This is a genomic window from Anaerosporomusa subterranea, from assembly GCF_001611555.1.
Classification (GTDB): Bacteria; Bacillota; Negativicutes; order Sporomusales; family Acetonemataceae; genus Anaerosporomusa; species Anaerosporomusa subterranea.
In genome coordinates this window covers 78,128-95,028 of record NZ_LSGP01000025.1, presented here as the reverse complement: position 1 = coordinate 95,028, position 16,901 = coordinate 78,128, and the positions used below count along the sequence as shown (strand labels likewise).

The window sequence follows — 16,901 nt, the reverse complement described above, 5'->3', positions numbered from 1 at the left end:
TTTGATGTATCGAAACCAGTATTATCAAGGTATGAAACCACTTTTGAAAACACATAATCCAATTGGTATGGCGCTCGTTACTTCCATTCGACGATCATGCAAAAAAAGGAATTCTGCCCAAGCAAGCGGAAATATACTGTACGCAAGGAAAGGGAGTGGATCTTATGGCGGGAACGAAAGAGCTGCCACCCGAAAAGCTGCGTTATCATTGTGATTTGTGTCATTTCGATTTTGATACGACGGAAACAGTCCCTCCACTCGAAGTCATGATTGGTCAGGAGCGGGCGGTTAAAGCTGTCGAATTTGGTCTATTAGCCAAAAATCCAGGCTACAACATTTATGTTTCCGGGTTGGTTGGAACCGGCAAGATTACCTATGCCGAAGGGGCTGTCTGTCAAGCCGCGGCTAAAGAAGCGGCGCCAGATGACTGGTGCTATGTCAATAATTTTGAGAATCCTAGCCAGCCAATTGCCTTTTCATTGCCTGCAGGTTTAGGGTTTACTCTACGCAAAGATATTGAGGCATTGGTGGAAGAACTAAAAACAGATATTCCGAAAGTCTTTAGCGGCGATGATTACGAGCAAGCTAAAAACGCCATTCTCAGTAAATTGCAAGAACAGCGTGCGCAGACTCTCGAAGCTTTTAACCAAAGAGCCATTGAACTGGGGATAATGCCACAGTGGTCAACAACAGGTTTTGTTGGTATCCCGATGAGTGAGGGCAAGCCACTGACGCCAGATGAATTTCAAAAATTAGAGCAAGAAGAACGCGAAACGATTGAGAAAAAACTGTTAGCCGTCCATGAAAAAGCCTTGGAGTCTATTCGCTTTGTGCAAAATGTTGAGCGTCAGGCACGAGAAGAAATTAAAGAATTGGACGGAAAGATTGGTTTATTCGCGGTCGGTTATGTAATTGACGATCTGATCAATAAATATCATGAGCATGAAGCGGTGGTTGAATACTTGGAGTCTGTTAAGAAGGATGTGGTGAAAAACATCCATGACTTCAAGCCGGAGGCTGATGAAGATGTCAACCCGTTGCTGTTATTCCAGCGTGGCGCGAAAGAATCCGCCAAAGATAAATATAAAGTCAACCTGCTGGTTGACAACCGGGAGACCCGTGGGGCTCCAGTGATCATCGAAAGCAATCCGACCTACTACAATTTGGTCGGTCGAGTCGAATACGAGACTCGGATGGGTATGGTCAGCACTGATTTTTCGATGATCAAACCAGGCGCTTTGCATCGAGCAAATGGTGGTTACTTAATCCTGCATGCCCGTGATGTGCTGACTAATCTCGGTTCCTGGGATGGCCTGAAACGCGCCCTAAAAACAAAAAAACTTTTCTTGGAAAATCTGGGCGAACATTACGGCATGCTAGCCATGGCTTCACTAAAGCCAGCGGCGATTCCGATTCAGGTTAAAGTCATCCTGATTGGCAATCCCTACCTATATAATCTCTTATTTTCCTATGATGAAGATTTTCGCAAACTATTCAAGGTTTATGCCGACTTTGACGTGGAAATGGATAACAATCAACTCAATAACCAGAAGTTATCTGGCTTTATCAGTTCCACCGTTAAACGGGAAAACCTCAAACACTTTGACCGTTCGGCAGTTCGCGAAGTGCTTGTCTATTCGTCACGGCTAGCCGGTTCACAGAAAAAACTTACCACCCGCTTTAGTGAAGTAGTCGAACTGCTATGTGAAGCTGATGTTTGGGCAACCCTTGATCATAGCCAGTTGATTAGTGAACGGCATATCCAGCAGGCTATCACCGAAAAACGCTATCGCTCGAATAAATACGAAGAAAAGCTGCAGGAAATGTTCGCAGATGGGACCCTTTTGATCGATACAGACGGCGCCAAAGTCGGTCAGGTCAACGGATTAGCCGTGCTGTCAATCGGCGAGTATATGTTTGGCAAACCATCTCGTATTACCGCCAATACCTTTATCGGTAAAAGTGGTGTCGTCAACATCGAACGGGAAACGAAGAGTTCAGGTGCCAGCCATACCAAGGGAGTACTCATCCTCAGCGGCTATTTGGGCGAGAAATATGCTCAGGGTTTCCCGCTGGCTGTCACTGTTAGTCTGACGTTCGAGCAACTTTACGACGGGGTGGACGGCGACAGCGCGTCCAGTACGGAATTGTATGCTATACTTTCCAGCTTATCTAGCTTGCCGATTAAACAAAATATCGCCGTAACCGGCTCAGTCAACCAGAAAGGCGAGATCCAACCCATTGGCGGCGCAACAGAAAAAATCGAAGGTTATTTTGCTGTATGCAAGCTAAAAGGCTTAACTGGCGACCAAGGGGTCATGATCCCGCATCAGAATATTGACCACTTGAATCTGAATGAAGAAGTCATCTCCGCAGTACGAGACGGTAAATTCCATATCTACGCAGTTAAAACCATCGATGAAGGTATTGAAGTGTTGACAGGCATTCCAGCCGGACAACAGCAAGACGATGGAGCATACCCGAGCGAGACTGTGCATGAACTGGTTGGCCGTAAGCTGAAAAACTATACAGAGACGCTATTGCGGTTGTCCCGCAAAGAGGAAGGCGAGGTTTCCGGAACAAAACATGAAATCTGAATCAATTCGCAAGATTAATAAGCAGCCGGTAGGCTCTGACAAAAATAGTAGTCCGGTGAGGCGAGGCGAGAAATATCGCCTTTCGATCACCGGCTTAGGCCATAGTGGCGAGGGAGTTGGCAGAATCCAAGACTTCACCATCTTTGTCCCAGAAGCGTTACCGGGGGAAACTATCGAAGTGATGATCGAGGAAGTAAAGAAAACCTATGCCAGAGGCAAAATTTCTCAGATTGTAGATCCATCTGAAGCGCGCTGTCAGCCGCCCTGCGCCGTGTATGATCAATGCGGCGGCTGCCAATTGCAGCATTTGAATTATCCCGGTCAGCTTGCTGCCAAGCGCCAGCTTGTGCTCGATGCGGTTACACGTATCGGCAAACTCACCGATGTCACAGTCCATCCCACGTTGGGAGCAGACTCGCCCTGGTATTACCGCAATAAGATGCAGTCACCGGTCGGTCTGTCTGCAGGTGAAATTGCGGTTGGCTGCTTTGCTCAGGGGACGCATGACATCATTGACAGTTCCTCTTGTCATATTCAGCATCACACCAATAACCTGATTGCTGCGACAGTGAAACAGATCATCCTTAATTTTGGCATCAGTGTGTATAACGAAAGGTTGCATCAAGGCACGATACGCCATATCCTCGGCCGTGTCGGCACAGCTAGCGGTGAAGTCATGGTCGTGCTAGTTACCGCTACCCGTGAACTGCCGCACGCAAACGAGATTGTAAGCAGATTGCGCCAAGCTATACCCGGACTGGTCAGCGTGGTCCACAATGTTAATGATCGCCAGACCAACATCATCTTAGGTGATTATACAAAAACGATTTGGGGAAAGGACACGATACTGGATAGTCTTGACGGCCTATCTTTCAGGATTTCCGCTAAGTCGTTTTTTCAGGTAAACACTGAGCAAGCAGCTGTACTCTACCGTCAAGCAGTAAAGTATGCCTGCCTGTCAGGTAGAGAGACCGTGCTTGACCTCTACTGCGGTACCGGCACCATCGCCCTGTTTCTGGCCCGTCACTGCCGTAAAGTCATTGGTATCGAGATCGTCGCTCCCGCCATCGCTGACGCTAAACAAAACGCTGAGTTAAACGGCATTACCAATGCTGATTTCATCTGCGGCGATGCAGTCGATATGCTGCCAAAGCTGGTTGCCGACGGAGTTCAACCCGATGTAGTCGTGATTGACCCGCCCCGCGCCGGCTGCGAACGTAAAGTGCTGGAAGTCATCGCCACGCTGCAGCCTGAGCGCGTTGTCTATGTTTCCTGTAATCCCGCTTCTTTGGCAAGGGACTTGGCCATTTTGGGAGAGAATGGATATTTGACAAAAGAGATACAGCCAGTGGATATGTTTCCGCAGACGTATCACGTGGAGTGTTGCGTTTGGCTGAAAAGAAAACACAGCCCTTGAGGCCAGGCGGGGCCTGGGTTCAAATGCTGTGGGAAATTGTGGAATATGTTCCCTCAGACAAAGGAAGAAAACATTAAGTTAGAATCTCCAAAAATACAGGATGGTAATACGTTGTCAACCCGCGAATTTCGCGGGTTTTTGGTACAGTGGAATATTGTACAGGATATTTGTGCAATATTTTTATAATGCGAAGATAAACAGGACTTTGTCTACCCATAAAAAATAACTGGAGGTAAAAACATGGTCACACCTTATATCACATTTGCAGGAAATTGCAATGAGGCATTGGAGTTTTACCAGACTGTTTTTAATAGTGAAGTTCTGATGTCATTGCCATATGGGGATTATGTACCGGAGGGTGTTACTGCCCCGCCGGCAAATCTGAAAGACTGGATTTTGCATGCCGAAATGAATATCTGTGATACAGTCTTTTGGTTTGCAGATGAAATAGCACAGCCAGTGTCCAAAGGTAATATGATAAAATTAACTACAAAAGTAGCCTCAGCAAAAGAGGCACAAAAAATTTTTGATGCATTGAATATTGACGCTCAAATCACTCTTCCACCGACCGCTACATTTTATAGCTCATTTCATGCAGGGCTTACTGATAGGTTCGGTGTAAGTTGGAATATTGTTGCCGAAGAAGCGCCCTAAAAAAAAGGCAGAAATTAATATTTATAATAAAATGGATAATTATCTGTTGAAACACCAGAATACAGAGTATAGACGTGGCATGTGACTTACTGCTGAACATTAAAGAGTGGTACAGAAATCAATGAGGATAAAAGGAAAATAATTGATATGAGCTTGCGTGTAATGCCGATAGTGGCATCGACGTGGGCTCTTTTTTGCTATGTGAGAATACATTTTGATTTTATTCGGAGTTTCGAGTATAATCAATATAAATGGTAAATAATGAAAGTTACACTTGTTTGAGAGGGAAAATGTAAATGGAATACATGACTGCTACAGAAGCAGCGGAAAAATGGGGTATTTCATCAAGAAGAGTTCATACACTTTGTGCCGGAGGACGAATCGAAGGCGCAACACGGCTTGGCAACGCATGGGCGATCCCCAAAGATGCTGAAAAACCAAATGATGCCCGTATAAAAAGTGGTAAATATAAAAAAACAAAGTAATTGCAGAAGTGTTTGAGCAAATATAGAGCGTGTAAAAGATTTCAAGAAGTGGCAGTTAAAATGCATATGAGAGAGGTAAGCAAAATGTCGGATAATTCGTTGTTAAAAAGCACGAGCATACCGAGTGGTTTTGATTCTGTGTTTATAGAAGTGAAACACGCATGTAGCTTGAATCTTAAGAACCCGCATTGTCTGCGTATTTACTGTTTGGATATCTCTAACAACGCATTTTCGCACACCGCTCTTCATAGATTTCTGCAAAAAAATATTGGTCGGTATGTATTTTCGAGGGCTGCGATAGAAAGATTTCGTTTGGATGGTGAAGAAGAAGCCATCGGACTTAAAGCAATAGAACTCCTACGTAATGCCTCCAATCCAAAAGACAAAGGAGCTGGCGGTGAACTCGGTGAAATTCTCCTATACCTTTTCTTAGAGCAAAAACTAAATGCTCCAAAGCTACTCAGCAAAGTTGAGCTCAAAACATCCGGGAATCAATATGTGTTTGGGAGCGATGGTGTTCATCTGTTGTGCGATAAAAATTCAGCAGGTGAACCCTACTATCAATTGGTTTTAGGAGAATCCAAAATTATTGGCAGTTTAAAGGATGCCATAGATGATGCTTTTGATTCCCTTACTAAAATAAATGCTAAACCTGACAATGAGTTAAGACTGGTAGAAAGCAATATATTCAATGAGTCGTTTAACGAAGCGACAATTGATTATATAAAAAATTTGATTATTCCCTCGAAGCGAGATTTAAGCATTAATATTGACAGAGCGTTTGGGGTTTTTCTTGGATATACAATTGGGATAGATGCTTCACAGTATTCGAATGCTGATTACCGGAAAGCAGTATTAGATAAAATGGCTAACGATATACAAACGAATGCTGCACATATCGCGAAAAAAATTATAAATGCAAAAATGTCGGGCTACTCATTCTATTTCTATGTTATTCCTTTTGATGATGCCTCCAATGATAGAGCCGCTATCATCAAAAAGTTGAAAGGAGAATGATACAAGTGGCCAGAACTTTGGGTGACGCACTTTTTGTAGATATTGATAAAAACGACTATTTGAATGAATTATACGAGAATATTCTATATAACTATTCGTTGTTACTATTTAACAACAATAAGGCAAAGCCAAAACCTATCAACATCATCCATGCCATACGTTTTGCGGACATTCTTTCAAAATCAACTAATATCAAGAACTCTGAAATACATAAAATATGGGCACAGGAAATTGCTGCCTTGTTACACACACTATACCCGGAGGATTCTAATGTTCAATATTGCATCGGTTCGGTGCTGACGAACACAGGAAATTTTCGCGGTTTAGATCTGCGAGCCGCAGAATATAAGAGCGCGGACATGCTCGACCGAATTTATATTGGTTTCGCAAAAGAATTATTACGTATTCCGGCCGAGCCGTCGCAGCAATTTTTTAGGTCACAAAAAAATATATATGATAAATTGAATGACCAATATTTTAGCTATTCCGGCCCGACATCAATGGGAAAATCTTTTGTTATACGTATGTTTATTAAAAAACAGATTTTAGATGGAGCGCAACAAAATTTTGCTATATTGATTCCTACAAAGGCGCTCATCAATGAAGTTTCAAGTAAGATTATTGAAGACCTGAAAGATCTGCTTGCAGAACACGATTATCGCGTTGTTACTTCGGCAGGTGCTTTGTCTTTGCAGCAACAACATAATTTTGTTTTGACATTAACGCCGGAGCGATTGCTGTATTTGTTACTGGATAAACCAGGCTTTAAGATTGATTATTTATTTATTGACGAGGCGCATAAGATTTCCAGCAGAGATAGCCGGAGCCCATTTTATTACAAGGTTATAGATATGCTTTCAAAAAGGAACCATAAAACTCATATGGTTTTTTTATCACCTAATATTCCAAATCCAGAAATCTATCTAAATTTGATTCCTGGTGCACAATTAACAAGTGAAAGCAAATTGACAAGTGCTTTTACGCCCGTAAGCCAAATGAAATACTTAGTAGACTTAATCGAGAACTGTGCACACTCATATAATGACCGTAGCCACAAACTTTCGCAAATTGGCAAATTCAATAGAAGTATCTCATTGAGTGAGTTTGTTTCCCTGATCGGAAGAAATTCTCAAAATATCGTGTATTGCAGTTCAACGGCTAAAGCAGTTAGTTTTGCTCTTGAATATTCAAAACTGTTGCCCCAGGTACAAAATTCAGATCTGCTGGCTTTGGCAAGGGATATAAAAAATGAGATTCACGGTGACTACTATCTTGCGGAGGTGCTGTCCAGAGGTGTCGCGTATCATATAGGGTATCTCCCGTCCGATATTCGCATGCGGATAGAGGATTTATTTAAACAAGGTTTGATTAAAACGATATTTTGTACAAGCACCTTGGTAGAGGGAGTCAATCTTCCAGCAGACAATTTGTTTATTACAAGCTATAAGAACGGACTTTCCAATATGACTCCTGTTGATTTCAGGAATCTTATTGGTCGTGTTGGTCGGATTGAGTTCAATCTTTATGGTAATGTATTTTTAGTGAGAACTGACAATAAGATCGAGCAAGAAAGGTACATTGAATTATTACAGAAGGATGTTCCTGAGCAAAGGCTTTCAATAGTAACCGAATTGACAAAACCACAAAAACGGAAAATCATTGAAAGCTTGCTTGCTGGAAAAATAGAATTACTTAAGTATCCTAAGAACCAATCGGCGGATGAGTATTCACTTATGCGGAGATTTGCGATAATCCTCTTGAGGGATATTGTTTCAGGTAATAATAATAGTGTTGTCAAAAAAGAGTTTGCAAACTTACTAAGCCAACAAGACGAAGAAAAAATTACTGCCTTATTCCGTGCAAAAACAAAAACGGATGATGATATTAACGTATCCGTAGATCAAATGGATAACCTCAGTATGGCAATAGCAAAAGGATTAAAATATCCCAGTTTCAATGTATCTGGTAATCCTGATTATAACGAGCTGTTAGCTTTCCTTGAGAAATTATGTGAGATTTACAAATGGGAAGTATATGAATCTTCTACGCTTGGACATAAAAGTAAAAAAACTGGGCAGCACGGCAAATTAAGATGGTATGCTGTTATCCTTGCCCAGTGGATTCAAGGAAATGGTTTAAGCCTTATTATGAAAGCTGCCATCGATCATAAGAAGACAAACCCCTCTTCGGGAGTAGAAATAAATGGAGAACTTGTTAATTATAATGATTCAAGAGAACATAAAAATATAGTTATTTCAGCCACTTTGAATGCGATTGAAGATGTGATACTTTTTAGAATTTCAAACTATTTTTTAAAGTTCTCAGTCGAATACAAAATGCACCACAAGCTGTCCGCGATCCAGAATGACTGGTACGAGTATGTGGAATATGGGACAACAAATCCTCTGACCATAATGTTGCAAAGAAATGGTTTTTCGAGAGAAGCATCTACCTATATAAAAACCCATCGAGAATATGTGGCTCAAATAAATGGCGAATATGTATTAAAAAATAGTCTTTTGTCATGCCAAAGTAAAAGTATTCAACGCGAGGCAAAAGAGGTGAAATATAATATTCCAGAATTATTTATAGATTAGGTCTGAATCTTTTGTGGTATGGAGATTGAGCGTGAAAGGAAACGCCGGCTAGGGTGGTTTTGATGACCATCTTAGTCGGCTTTATAAATTAGAAGAAATTACCACGTCCGTCGACATTTACACAGAACATATGTTCCGGTATTATGTACATATGGAGGTGGATAGTAAATGAGCGAACATACGATAGATTTACTGAGTATCCCTATTTACCAGCAGATGGCTCGGATATTTTACGTCGACCGATGTATGATCAAGTGGGCGGGAATGCTTCTGTCTGAGCATAGCGAGCAGATGAAAGAGCAAGAAGGCAAAAGCGATGGAGCTCGTTGATTTTTCCCGTTTTCCCCACAGGAGCATATTGTGCATTGACGCAAAGTCGTTTTTTGCATCCGTAGAGGCGGTTCGACGGGGGATTGACCCGCTAGAAGGATATATTGCTGTAGTATCGGATATAAGGAGAAGCGGTGCGATTGTACTGGCCAGCAGCCCGAGGGTTAAATCGGAATACAATATTAAAACCGGAAATCGGCTCTTCGAAATTCCCAAGCGTTCCCCGATTATAATTGTAGAACCCAATATGGCACTATATATCCATGTGAACCAGGCCATACAGAACATATTCCGCCGGTTTGTACCGGATGAAGATCTACACGTCTATAGCATTGATGAGTCCCTATTGGATGTTACTGCATCGCACAATTTGTTCGGACCGGCAGAGGCGATTGCGGAAGCTATCTTAAAGATGGTGAAGGATGAGCTGGGTCTTATAGTGACTATAGGTATTGGTGATAATCCGCTGTTGGCAAAACTGGCACTGGATAATGAGGCTAAAAAGCGTCCACCATGGATTGCGAAATGGACGTATGAAATGGTGCCGGAAACAGTATGGAAGATACAGCCTCTGACCGCGTTTTGGGGCATATCCCGAGGATACGATGCTAAACTCAAGCGAATGGGTATTTATACGATTGAGGCGTTGGCCCACGCCAATCCGATGTCGTTGCAGAAAACTCTAGGCGTAATGGGATTGCAGTTATATTATCACGCGTGGGGCTTGGATGCTAGCATCATTAGCCAGAAGGAGCGGCCGAAAAGTAAATCCTATAGTAAGAACCAGATATTGATGCGGGATTACGATGTAAAAGCAGAAATTCTAATGATCATCAAGGAAATGGTGGGAGATGTATGCGCCAGGCTGCGTAAGCACCAGGAAAAATGCCAAGAGGTATATTTGGGAATAGGATACTCGGATAGGAATTTACAGATGGGTTTTACTGCACGAATTAAGCTAATTCGCCCGGAGAACTCAACAGATATCATTAGTGAAGCAGCACGCCAGGAGTTTATTAAGCGGTGGCGGGGTGAACCGGTGCGATAGGTAAATATTACTGCAGGGAAAATCGTGTCACAAGGACAGGAACAGTTGGAACTATTTTTTGAAGGAGAAGACGAGAAGCATGCCATGGATAGAGTAGTAGATGATCTTCGGAAGCGATTTGGCAAAAAAGCGATCTTTTATGCTGGGTCGATGGCTGGCGGAACCTTCCTTGAACGGGCGGATTATGTGGGCGGACATAAAGGAAAAAGTGAATGATGTAAGGGGGCCGTACGAAGGAAAAACGTCAGGCAACGCTTTAAGAATCTGGCGGCAGTTTAATATTTTATTGACTGATTAATATTATTAGAGTTAGAATGTTAGACCATAAGGGGATAATACAAGGATGACAAAAAGGGGACGTACAATGAAATCCAAAATCGAAGACCTAATAATGCGCAAAGTAATTATGGATGCTGTCGAACGTAATAAGCAAAAGCTTGAAGAGATCAGACTCGGGTTTGGGAAGAATTTCAATACGAATAAAGCCGGTGGAGAGTGGAAGATTATAGAAACAGAACCGTTAATCAGTGCTGACACTTTTTATAAAGCTCAGGAAGTTCTTAAAAAACGAAATGCATAAGTTACTTTTGCTTGCCGCATCGTCTCTGGGTTCATCTTATCATGTTTCTGCATTCATAAATCTTTATATCGCACCATTAAAGACAGGAAGCCAGTAGAATATTGGTTCCTGTCTTTACATATTTAAGGGAAAGGATTGGTTACTATCGTTGTAAGATGTATTAAATACCAACAATTACCTTTGAAAGAGGTGCCTGTCACAGAGAGGATTTACGTAAAAGGACTCGAACCTGAACATTAAAAAGGAGGGGTAACGAGTTGGATACTATAGCAAAATGGTCGCAATGGTCAGCAGACTTACATCAGCAGCCGGACTAAATTAAGCGTCAATTTTCTGCTGCCGAACCGAAACACCAACCACTGGAGCTTGATGATAAAACACTAACTGGCATATTTGCCGGGTCTGGAAAAAAGCCGTATACGACTACCCTCGGCAAGTGTACCTGTAACGATTTTGTAAAACGCAAACTACCCTGTAAACATATGTATAGTTTGGCACATCAATTAGGCTACATAGAACTTCATGCTGCTGACAGTGACGATGAGAAGAGTATGACTATTTTAGCAGCCTATCCGTCAACAAATGACTGGGGTAATTGGAATCCAGGAATTCATAAAGATTGGACGCAAAAAGCAAGGTATAAGAGAACCTTTGAAGCTGGCATAACAGTTAAGAACCTGCATGTGAACGAGCAAACGGCCGTGATCAATGGCTATACTGTCAGCCTTAAGGAATGTACTTGCCCTGATTTCAGTGAAAGAAGATTTCCTTGTAAGCACATTTATCGATTAGCAGTCGAATTGGGCATTCTTGAAAAACCGCTTGATGAAGAGCCACAATATCAGGTTTCAAGCGAAGGAACAATGTTTGTAATTAAAGCTAAATAGATCGATCATTTCAGCAAAACACGTGAATGTACAGTTCTACTGCAAAGAAAACACAGCCCGTGAAGCCAGGTAGACCTGGTTCATGGGCTGCGGGGGAAAATGGTATATGTTTCCGCAGACAAAGGGAGAAAACATTAGGCTTTTGGGTTTACGTCTAACACGTTGAGCCCAACTTAAAAGGATATAAAACAGGAAAATCCAGTTCAGGTTTTTTCTTTTGTCAATGCTTGCCTAATTGTATCAATCACTTAAAACCATTCGGGGGAGTGCAGATATTATCGCACTCCCCCGAATGGTTTTTATTCATCTGTCTGTTGGTTATAACTGACTTTTACACGCTTTAGATCTTCTTTCGGCGGCAGGCCAAACATACGGGAATATTCCCGACTGAACTGTGATGGGCTTTCATAGCCTACCCGAAATGTGACTTCAGCGGCATCGGCTGCCTCGGATAATAAGAGGCGCCTTGCTTCGTATAAGCGCAGTTGTTTTTGGAACTGCAGAGGACTCATGGCGGTTACCTCTTTAAAGTGCCGATGAAACGAAGAAACACTCATATTTGCCATTTCCGCCAGGTCTTCAATCCGAAAAGCCTGATCATAGCGATGCATGAGGCGTTCAATGACGTTTTTAATTCGATAGGTATAGCTTCCTTCGATCGCAAGCTGTTCCAGCGTAATCCCATACTGCCCTACAGAACCCGATAGAGAAGTTTCTTTGTGATATGATTGGGCAATCATTTGGTATAAATGAGATATCAGGTACTGTTTCATTTGGTGCATAATAAAGATGTCAAAGTTCATTTCATACATTTATGTTCTCATGACAGATTCGCAGGGCGACGGTCCAGGCGTTGGGAGCCGATATCGAAGAAATCAAATGCAAAATGAACGGAAAGAGGTGAACTGTTATTGAAAAGACCGGTATTATTTGCAGCGGCAGTTGCCGTGATCTTTCTGATCAGTATGACCGGCTGCGGAACCAGAACGGTAACTTCGGCCTCAGTTCAAAGTGAAAGTGAACAGATTGCACAGGTACAAAATGCAGAATCCTCAAATGTGCAGACAATAACATCTAAAGGCAGTGACAAAGAGGAAGTGAATCATAATAATGTGACTCAGGAAGAAACGAAGATCAGTGCGAATCCTGTGACAGAAAATACAACGGTATCAGAAATTATCAATGCCCCTGTATTTGGCGATTTTGGAAGGCTCCTTTTCCCGGTAGACAGAACAGTAACCGGGGATATGACCATTGCAGATATCAGTAGTAGTAATGTATATGTCTGGTACTCGGATATAAAGAAAGAAAAAACAGTAGAGATCGTGAATGACTTAAAGAGCCGGGCTGAGCATGGCGAAACAATCTTCTATCCGATCTATTCAGAGCAAGAAATAGCTTCTAATCCGTCGAAAAAAAATACGGGTTTGTTTTTCTTCAAGGGAAAGCCCGGCGCAAAATTTGCAGTCATGAATGCAGGTGGCGGTTTTATGTATGTCGGAGCAATGCATGACAGCTTTCCACATGCACTGGAAGTGAGTAAAAAAGGATACAATGTCTTTGCTCTGATTTATCGGCCCGATGATCCGTACACAGATCTTGCACGGGCGATTGCGTTTATTTATGACAACGCAAAAGAACTTGAGGTTGATCCGGAGGGGTATTCCCTCTGGGGAGGTTCCGCCGGAGCGAGAATGGCGGCGGCGCTTGGCAACAGTGATAGCATGGCGGCTTATGGAAGACCGGATATTCCGCAGGCTGCAGCTGTCATTATGCAGTATACCGGATACTCTACGGCTTCAGGAAAGGATGCGCCGACCTATGCATGCGTCGGAACAAACGATGGTATTGCAAGCTGGAGAACGATGCAGAGCAGGCTGAAAAAGTTGGACAGTTATGGCATTCCAACAGAATTTCATGCTTACAAAGGGCTTAGCCATGGATTTGGTCTCGGTACAGGAACGGTGGCGGATGGCTGGATCAACGATGCAGTGGCTTTCTGGGAACGTCAAATGTAAGAAAGAAACGGACGATAGTTTAGTCTGATATACAAGGAGATTATGGTATGGCAGAAAAAGAACCCTTGATTATTAGAGAACAGGGCAGTTTTATAACCGGAGGAGTGATAAAAACTACACCGGGCAAAATCAATTACGAGAATCCGGGAGATCCGTCCGGACAGACACTTCACGGAGATCATGCTTATGTATCGTACCAGATCCCGGCGGACGAACCCCAAAATTCTCTGGTGTTCCTGCACGGAGCTTTGTCCTCCGGAATTGCATGGAGCATGACACCGGACGGCAGAGAAGGTTTGGACACCCTCTTTTTAAGAAAGGGCTATGGCGTGTATCTGGTCGACCAGCCAAGACGTGGTAAAGCAGGTAGAAGCACTTTGTATGGCAGTGTCTCAGGGAAAACAGATGACCAGCTCTGGTATCATACATGGAGGTTGGGAACATGGCCAAATCTCAGAGAGGGGGCGCAGTTTCCGGAAGGAGCGCAGGCAATGGATCAGTTCCTCCGCTGGATGACGCCAAATACCGGAGATTACGACGAGAAGGTAATTGCGGATGCGATTGCAGCATTATTTGAGAAGCTGCAAAAAGGCATTCTTGTGACGCATTCACAGGGTGGGGGTCCTGGCTGGAGAACAGCCATCTTAAGCAACAAGGTGCAGGGCGTGATTGCATTTGAGCCGGGAAGCGGTTTTGTATTCCCGGAGGGCGAGGTGCCGGACCCGATTACATCCTTGAGTCCTTTTGGTCCCCTTTCCGCAGCAGGCATTCCCATGGAAGAATTTGAGCGTCTGACAAAGTTGCCGATCTGCATCTACTATGGCGATTTTATTCCGGGAGAAGCGTCAACGGACTGGCCGCAGGATCATTGGCGAGCTCGCAGGGAGATGGCGGTACTCTTTGCAGAATGCATTAATCGTCATGGCGGGAATGCGAAGGTCGTTTCGCTCCCAGATGCCGGAATTACAGGAAACTCACATTTTCCGTTTGTGGAAAAGAATAATGTCGAAATCGCAGAGCTGATGGATCATTGGATTCGAGAGAATCAGCTGGTGTGATTGTCTTGGCGAAAGGAATTGGGACAAATATGGAGCAGATTTTATCGAAAAGAAAAACACACATCGCTCTAAGCGCTGCCTATGCGGCGGTTGGCGATATGAGTTCATTAAAAAAAGAACTGATCGACGCATTGGATGATGGATTCACGATCAGTGAACTTCGTGAGATTCTGATGCATTGCTATGCCTACTGTGGATTTCCAAGGGCACTGAATGGCATCGGAGCACTAATGGCGGTCTTGAAAGAACGCGAGGAAAATGGCATCAAAGATACCGAGGGCGCTGCGGCAGATATTTTGCCGGAGGGAACGGATAAGAATTTATACGGGAAACAGGCCAGAGAAGAATTGACCGGGGTTCGTCCGACAGCTGCTTATGCACTCTTTGCACCGGGGATCGATGATTTCCTGAAAGAACATCTCTTCTGTGATCTCTTTTCCAGAGGAATTCTGACACGGGAAGAAAGAGAGCTTGTGACGATCAGCGTGATCGCAACGCTTCCCGGAGCGGAGGCTCAGTTGCGAACGCATACCGGTATCTGCCAATCGCAGGGTTTTACCGAGGAAGAAACGGTCGCATGGAGAAAGCTGATCGACGAGAAGGTGTTAAGAAGACCGCTCTTCGGTCTCGGCGCGGAGAATACCGGAAATGCAGCATATTTCAGCGGCCAGAGTTTCGCAAACGCATTGGTTACCGACCCGATGCGGGTGACCAATATCACCTTTGAACCGGGATGCCGAAATAACTGGCATATCCATCATAAGGGCGGACAGATTCTTCTCTGCACGGAGGGAAACGGCTGGTATCAGGCAGAGGGAGAAGCACCGCAGAAGCTTGCACGGGGTGATGTTGTCAATATCCCAGCTGAGGTAAAGCATTGGCACGGAGCGGCAAAGGACAGCCGATTTGTTCATGTTGCACTTTCCGTACCTGCAGAAGGAGCGTCAGTTGAATGGCTGGAGCCCGTCACAGAGGAAGATTACAAAAAAATTAATTAATCAAAAATGGAGGATATTACAATGAGCAAAGCATTTACAGTGAAGACAATAGAGGAAATCAAAGCGGAGAACACCCACAATGATAACCTGTTTGGACTGGTTTATCAGGGAGCAATCACAGAAACTAAAGAAGGTGAGGTAAATATACACCCAATCGCCTATGACCTTAACGGACTACGAATTGCGGCCAATGTCTACACTCCGGCAGGCTATCGGGAAAATGACAGCAAGACGTATCCAGCCGTTGTGGTCGCACATCCGAATGGCGGAGTGAAGGAACAGGTCGCAGGAAACTATGCGCAGCAACTGGCGAAGCATGGCTATATTACCATGGCAATGGATGCGGCCTATCAGGGTGGCAGCGAGGGAATGCCGCGCAATACGGATAAACCTGCCCATCGTATCGAGGATATTCATCGTGCAGCTGACATCATTGCACAGTATCCCGGCGTTGACCGTGAACGGATTGGCATCCTCGGCATCTGCGGCGGAGGCGGCTATACGATCAAGGCGGTACAGACGGACAAGAGATTTAAAGCTGTTGCGACTCTATCCATGTTTAATTCCGGTGTGGTTAGAAGAAACGGATTTCTCGATAGCCAGACGGCCACTATTCAGGAGAGACTTCTGAATGCTTCCAAAGCGCGTCAGCAGGAAGTCGAGGGTGGCGAGGTGCTCTATACACCTGATATGTGTGATATGCCGGAGGAGCAGGCAAAGACTCTGCCAGCCGGGCTCTATCGTGACGGCTATTATTACTATGCAAAAACCCACCGCCATCCGCAGTCTACCTTCCGTTATACAGTAAGCAGCTTTCTTGATCTGATGAGCTTCGATGCTTCGGACAATGCGGATTTGATCAATCAGCCATTGCTAATGATGGCCGGAACCGTCGCAGATACATTCTATATGACAGAGAAGGTATTTGCCGCAGCGACCGGAACGAATGACAAGGAGTTGTTCCTGATTCCAGGTGCAACCCACATCGAAACCTACTGGAAGCCGGAATATGTGGAGCAGGCAGTCGGCAAGCTGGTGGAGTTTCTCGGTAAGAAACTCTGATTATCTGATATGCCATGAGGCTATTATGAAAAGATTCATTGGTTTCGCTACTGTTTTCCCTGCTATCATCGGTACTTCTTGTCGGTTGCGGCTCAAACTCTGATGGCAGCACGGAGACAGCGACGAAGCCGAGTGGCTGGACAGTCTGCATTT

The 16,901-nt window shown here is 44.0% G+C and carries 15 protein-coding genes and 2 pseudogenes; 16 read left to right on the top strand and 1 reads right to left on the bottom strand.

What is annotated here, in order from left to right:
• The first annotated feature begins 164 nt into the window (after positions 1-164).
• The 12 genes and pseudogenes from AXX12_RS15400 (at position 165) to AXX12_RS15360 (ending at position 11,612) form a co-directional block, all read left to right on the top strand.
• Positions 165-2,597 (top strand): Lon protease family protein, encoded by a 2,433-nt coding sequence (locus tag AXX12_RS15400; RefSeq protein WP_066244691.1) that lies wholly within the window; start codon positions 165-167, stop codon positions 2,595-2,597.
• The gene (gene rlmD / locus AXX12_RS15395; RefSeq protein ID WP_082816914.1) at positions 2,587-4,014 is read left to right on the top strand and encodes a 23S rRNA (uracil(1939)-C(5))-methyltransferase RlmD; all 1,428 of its coding nucleotides are present in this window, start codon (positions 2,587-2,589) and stop codon (positions 4,012-4,014) included. Before AXX12_RS15400 ends, rlmD begins: the two co-directional genes overlap by 11 nt.
• Positions 4,015-4,254: 240 nt before the next feature.
• Positions 4,255-4,668 (top strand): VOC family protein, encoded by a 414-nt coding sequence (locus AXX12_RS15390; protein WP_066244689.1) that lies wholly within the window; start codon positions 4,255-4,257, stop codon positions 4,666-4,668.
• Between the two features lie 296 nt (positions 4,669-4,964).
• On the top strand, positions 4,965-5,153 hold the full coding sequence (locus AXX12_RS15385; RefSeq protein WP_066244686.1) for a helix-turn-helix domain-containing protein: 189 nt from the start codon (positions 4,965-4,967) through the stop codon (positions 5,151-5,153).
• Between the two features lie 84 nt (positions 5,154-5,237).
• Positions 5,238-6,170 (top strand): HamA C-terminal domain-containing protein, encoded by a 933-nt coding sequence (locus AXX12_RS15380; RefSeq protein WP_066244684.1) that lies wholly within the window; start codon positions 5,238-5,240, stop codon positions 6,168-6,170.
• Positions 6,167-8,767 carry a DEAD/DEAH box helicase gene (locus tag AXX12_RS15375; RefSeq protein WP_066244681.1) on the top strand — a complete coding sequence of 867 codons (2,601 nt, stop codon included), beginning with the start codon at positions 6,167-6,169 and terminating at the stop codon, positions 8,765-8,767. Before AXX12_RS15380 ends, AXX12_RS15375 begins: the two co-directional genes overlap by 4 nt.
• A 168-nt stretch (positions 8,768-8,935) precedes the next feature.
• A complete protein-coding gene (locus tag AXX12_RS19655; RefSeq protein WP_197470750.1) occupies positions 8,936-9,097 on the top strand; it encodes a hypothetical protein in 162 nt (53 codons plus the stop codon).
• Positions 9,084-10,145 carry a Y-family DNA polymerase gene (locus AXX12_RS15370; protein WP_231881920.1) on the top strand — a complete coding sequence of 354 codons (1,062 nt, stop codon included), beginning with the start codon at positions 9,084-9,086 and terminating at the stop codon, positions 10,143-10,145. The genes AXX12_RS19655 and AXX12_RS15370 overlap by 14 nt, the downstream gene beginning before the upstream one ends.
• Before the next feature lie 24 nt (positions 10,146-10,169).
• Positions 10,170-10,361 carry a hypothetical protein gene (locus AXX12_RS19895; RefSeq protein ID WP_231881919.1) on the top strand — a complete coding sequence of 64 codons (192 nt, stop codon included), beginning with the start codon at positions 10,170-10,172 and terminating at the stop codon, positions 10,359-10,361.
• Positions 10,362-10,509: 148 nt separating this feature from the next.
• A complete protein-coding gene (locus AXX12_RS15365) occupies positions 10,510-10,725 on the top strand; it encodes a hypothetical protein (protein ID WP_066244679.1) in 216 nt (71 codons plus the stop codon).
• A gap of 317 nt (positions 10,726-11,042) precedes the next feature.
• Positions 11,043-11,222, top strand: a pseudogene (locus tag AXX12_RS20220) (SWIM zinc finger family protein); the annotation flags it as partial.
• A 54-nt stretch (positions 11,223-11,276) separates the two neighbouring features.
• Complete coding sequence (locus tag AXX12_RS15360; RefSeq protein WP_066244676.1) at positions 11,277-11,612, top strand: SWIM zinc finger family protein; 336 nt, start codon at positions 11,277-11,279, stop codon at positions 11,610-11,612.
• 299 nt (positions 11,613-11,911) lie between these two features.
• Here AXX12_RS15360 and AXX12_RS15355 read toward each other — a convergent pair.
• A pseudogene (locus AXX12_RS15355) lies at positions 11,912-12,333 on the bottom strand (helix-turn-helix domain-containing protein); the annotation flags it as partial.
• Between the two features lie 190 nt (positions 12,334-12,523).
• Between AXX12_RS15355 and AXX12_RS15350 the strand changes: the two are divergent.
• Genes AXX12_RS15350 through AXX12_RS15335 form a run of 4 tightly spaced genes read left to right on the top strand, consistent with a single transcriptional unit; the run spans position 12,524 to position 16,748 of the window.
• On the top strand, positions 12,524-13,630 hold the full coding sequence (locus tag AXX12_RS15350) for an alpha/beta hydrolase (protein ID WP_231881918.1): 1,107 nt from the start codon (positions 12,524-12,526) through the stop codon (positions 13,628-13,630).
• A gap of 47 nt (positions 13,631-13,677) precedes the next feature.
• On the top strand, positions 13,678-14,688 hold the full coding sequence (locus tag AXX12_RS15345) for an alpha/beta hydrolase (RefSeq protein ID WP_066244674.1): 1,011 nt from the start codon (positions 13,678-13,680) through the stop codon (positions 14,686-14,688).
• Positions 14,689-14,717: 29 nt separating this feature from the next.
• On the top strand, positions 14,718-15,686 hold the full coding sequence (locus AXX12_RS15340; protein ID WP_066245210.1) for a carboxymuconolactone decarboxylase family protein: 969 nt from the start codon (positions 14,718-14,720) through the stop codon (positions 15,684-15,686).
• Between the two features lie 21 nt (positions 15,687-15,707).
• The gene (locus AXX12_RS15335; protein WP_066244671.1) at positions 15,708-16,748 is read left to right on the top strand and encodes an alpha/beta hydrolase; all 1,041 of its coding nucleotides are present in this window, start codon (positions 15,708-15,710) and stop codon (positions 16,746-16,748) included.
• The last annotated feature ends 153 nt before the right edge of the window (positions 16,749-16,901 follow it).

Coding starts and splice junctions, on each gene's coding strand:
- AXX12_RS15400 (WP_066244691.1), top strand. CDS start 165: ATGGCGGGAACGAAAGAGCTGCCACCCGAAAAGCTGCGTTATCATTGT.
- rlmD (WP_082816914.1), top strand. CDS start 2,587: ATGAAATCTGAATCAATTCGCAAGATTAATAAGCAGCCGGTAGGCTCT.
- AXX12_RS15390 (WP_066244689.1), top strand. CDS start 4,255: ATGGTCACACCTTATATCACATTTGCAGGAAATTGCAATGAGGCATTG.
- AXX12_RS15385 (WP_066244686.1), top strand. CDS start 4,965: ATGGAATACATGACTGCTACAGAAGCAGCGGAAAAATGGGGTATTTCA.
- AXX12_RS15380 (WP_066244684.1), top strand. CDS start 5,238: ATGTCGGATAATTCGTTGTTAAAAAGCACGAGCATACCGAGTGGTTTT.
- AXX12_RS15375 (WP_066244681.1), top strand. CDS start 6,167: ATGATACAAGTGGCCAGAACTTTGGGTGACGCACTTTTTGTAGATATT.
- AXX12_RS19655 (WP_197470750.1), top strand. CDS start 8,936: ATGAGCGAACATACGATAGATTTACTGAGTATCCCTATTTACCAGCAG.
- AXX12_RS15370 (WP_231881920.1), top strand. CDS start 9,084: ATGGAGCTCGTTGATTTTTCCCGTTTTCCCCACAGGAGCATATTGTGC.
- AXX12_RS15365 (WP_066244679.1), top strand. CDS start 10,510: ATGAAATCCAAAATCGAAGACCTAATAATGCGCAAAGTAATTATGGAT.
- AXX12_RS15360 (WP_066244676.1), top strand. CDS start 11,277: ATGACTATTTTAGCAGCCTATCCGTCAACAAATGACTGGGGTAATTGG.
- AXX12_RS15345 (WP_066244674.1), top strand. CDS start 13,678: ATGGCAGAAAAAGAACCCTTGATTATTAGAGAACAGGGCAGTTTTATA.
- AXX12_RS15340 (WP_066245210.1), top strand. CDS start 14,718: ATGGAGCAGATTTTATCGAAAAGAAAAACACACATCGCTCTAAGCGCT.
- AXX12_RS15335 (WP_066244671.1), top strand. CDS start 15,708: ATGAGCAAAGCATTTACAGTGAAGACAATAGAGGAAATCAAAGCGGAG.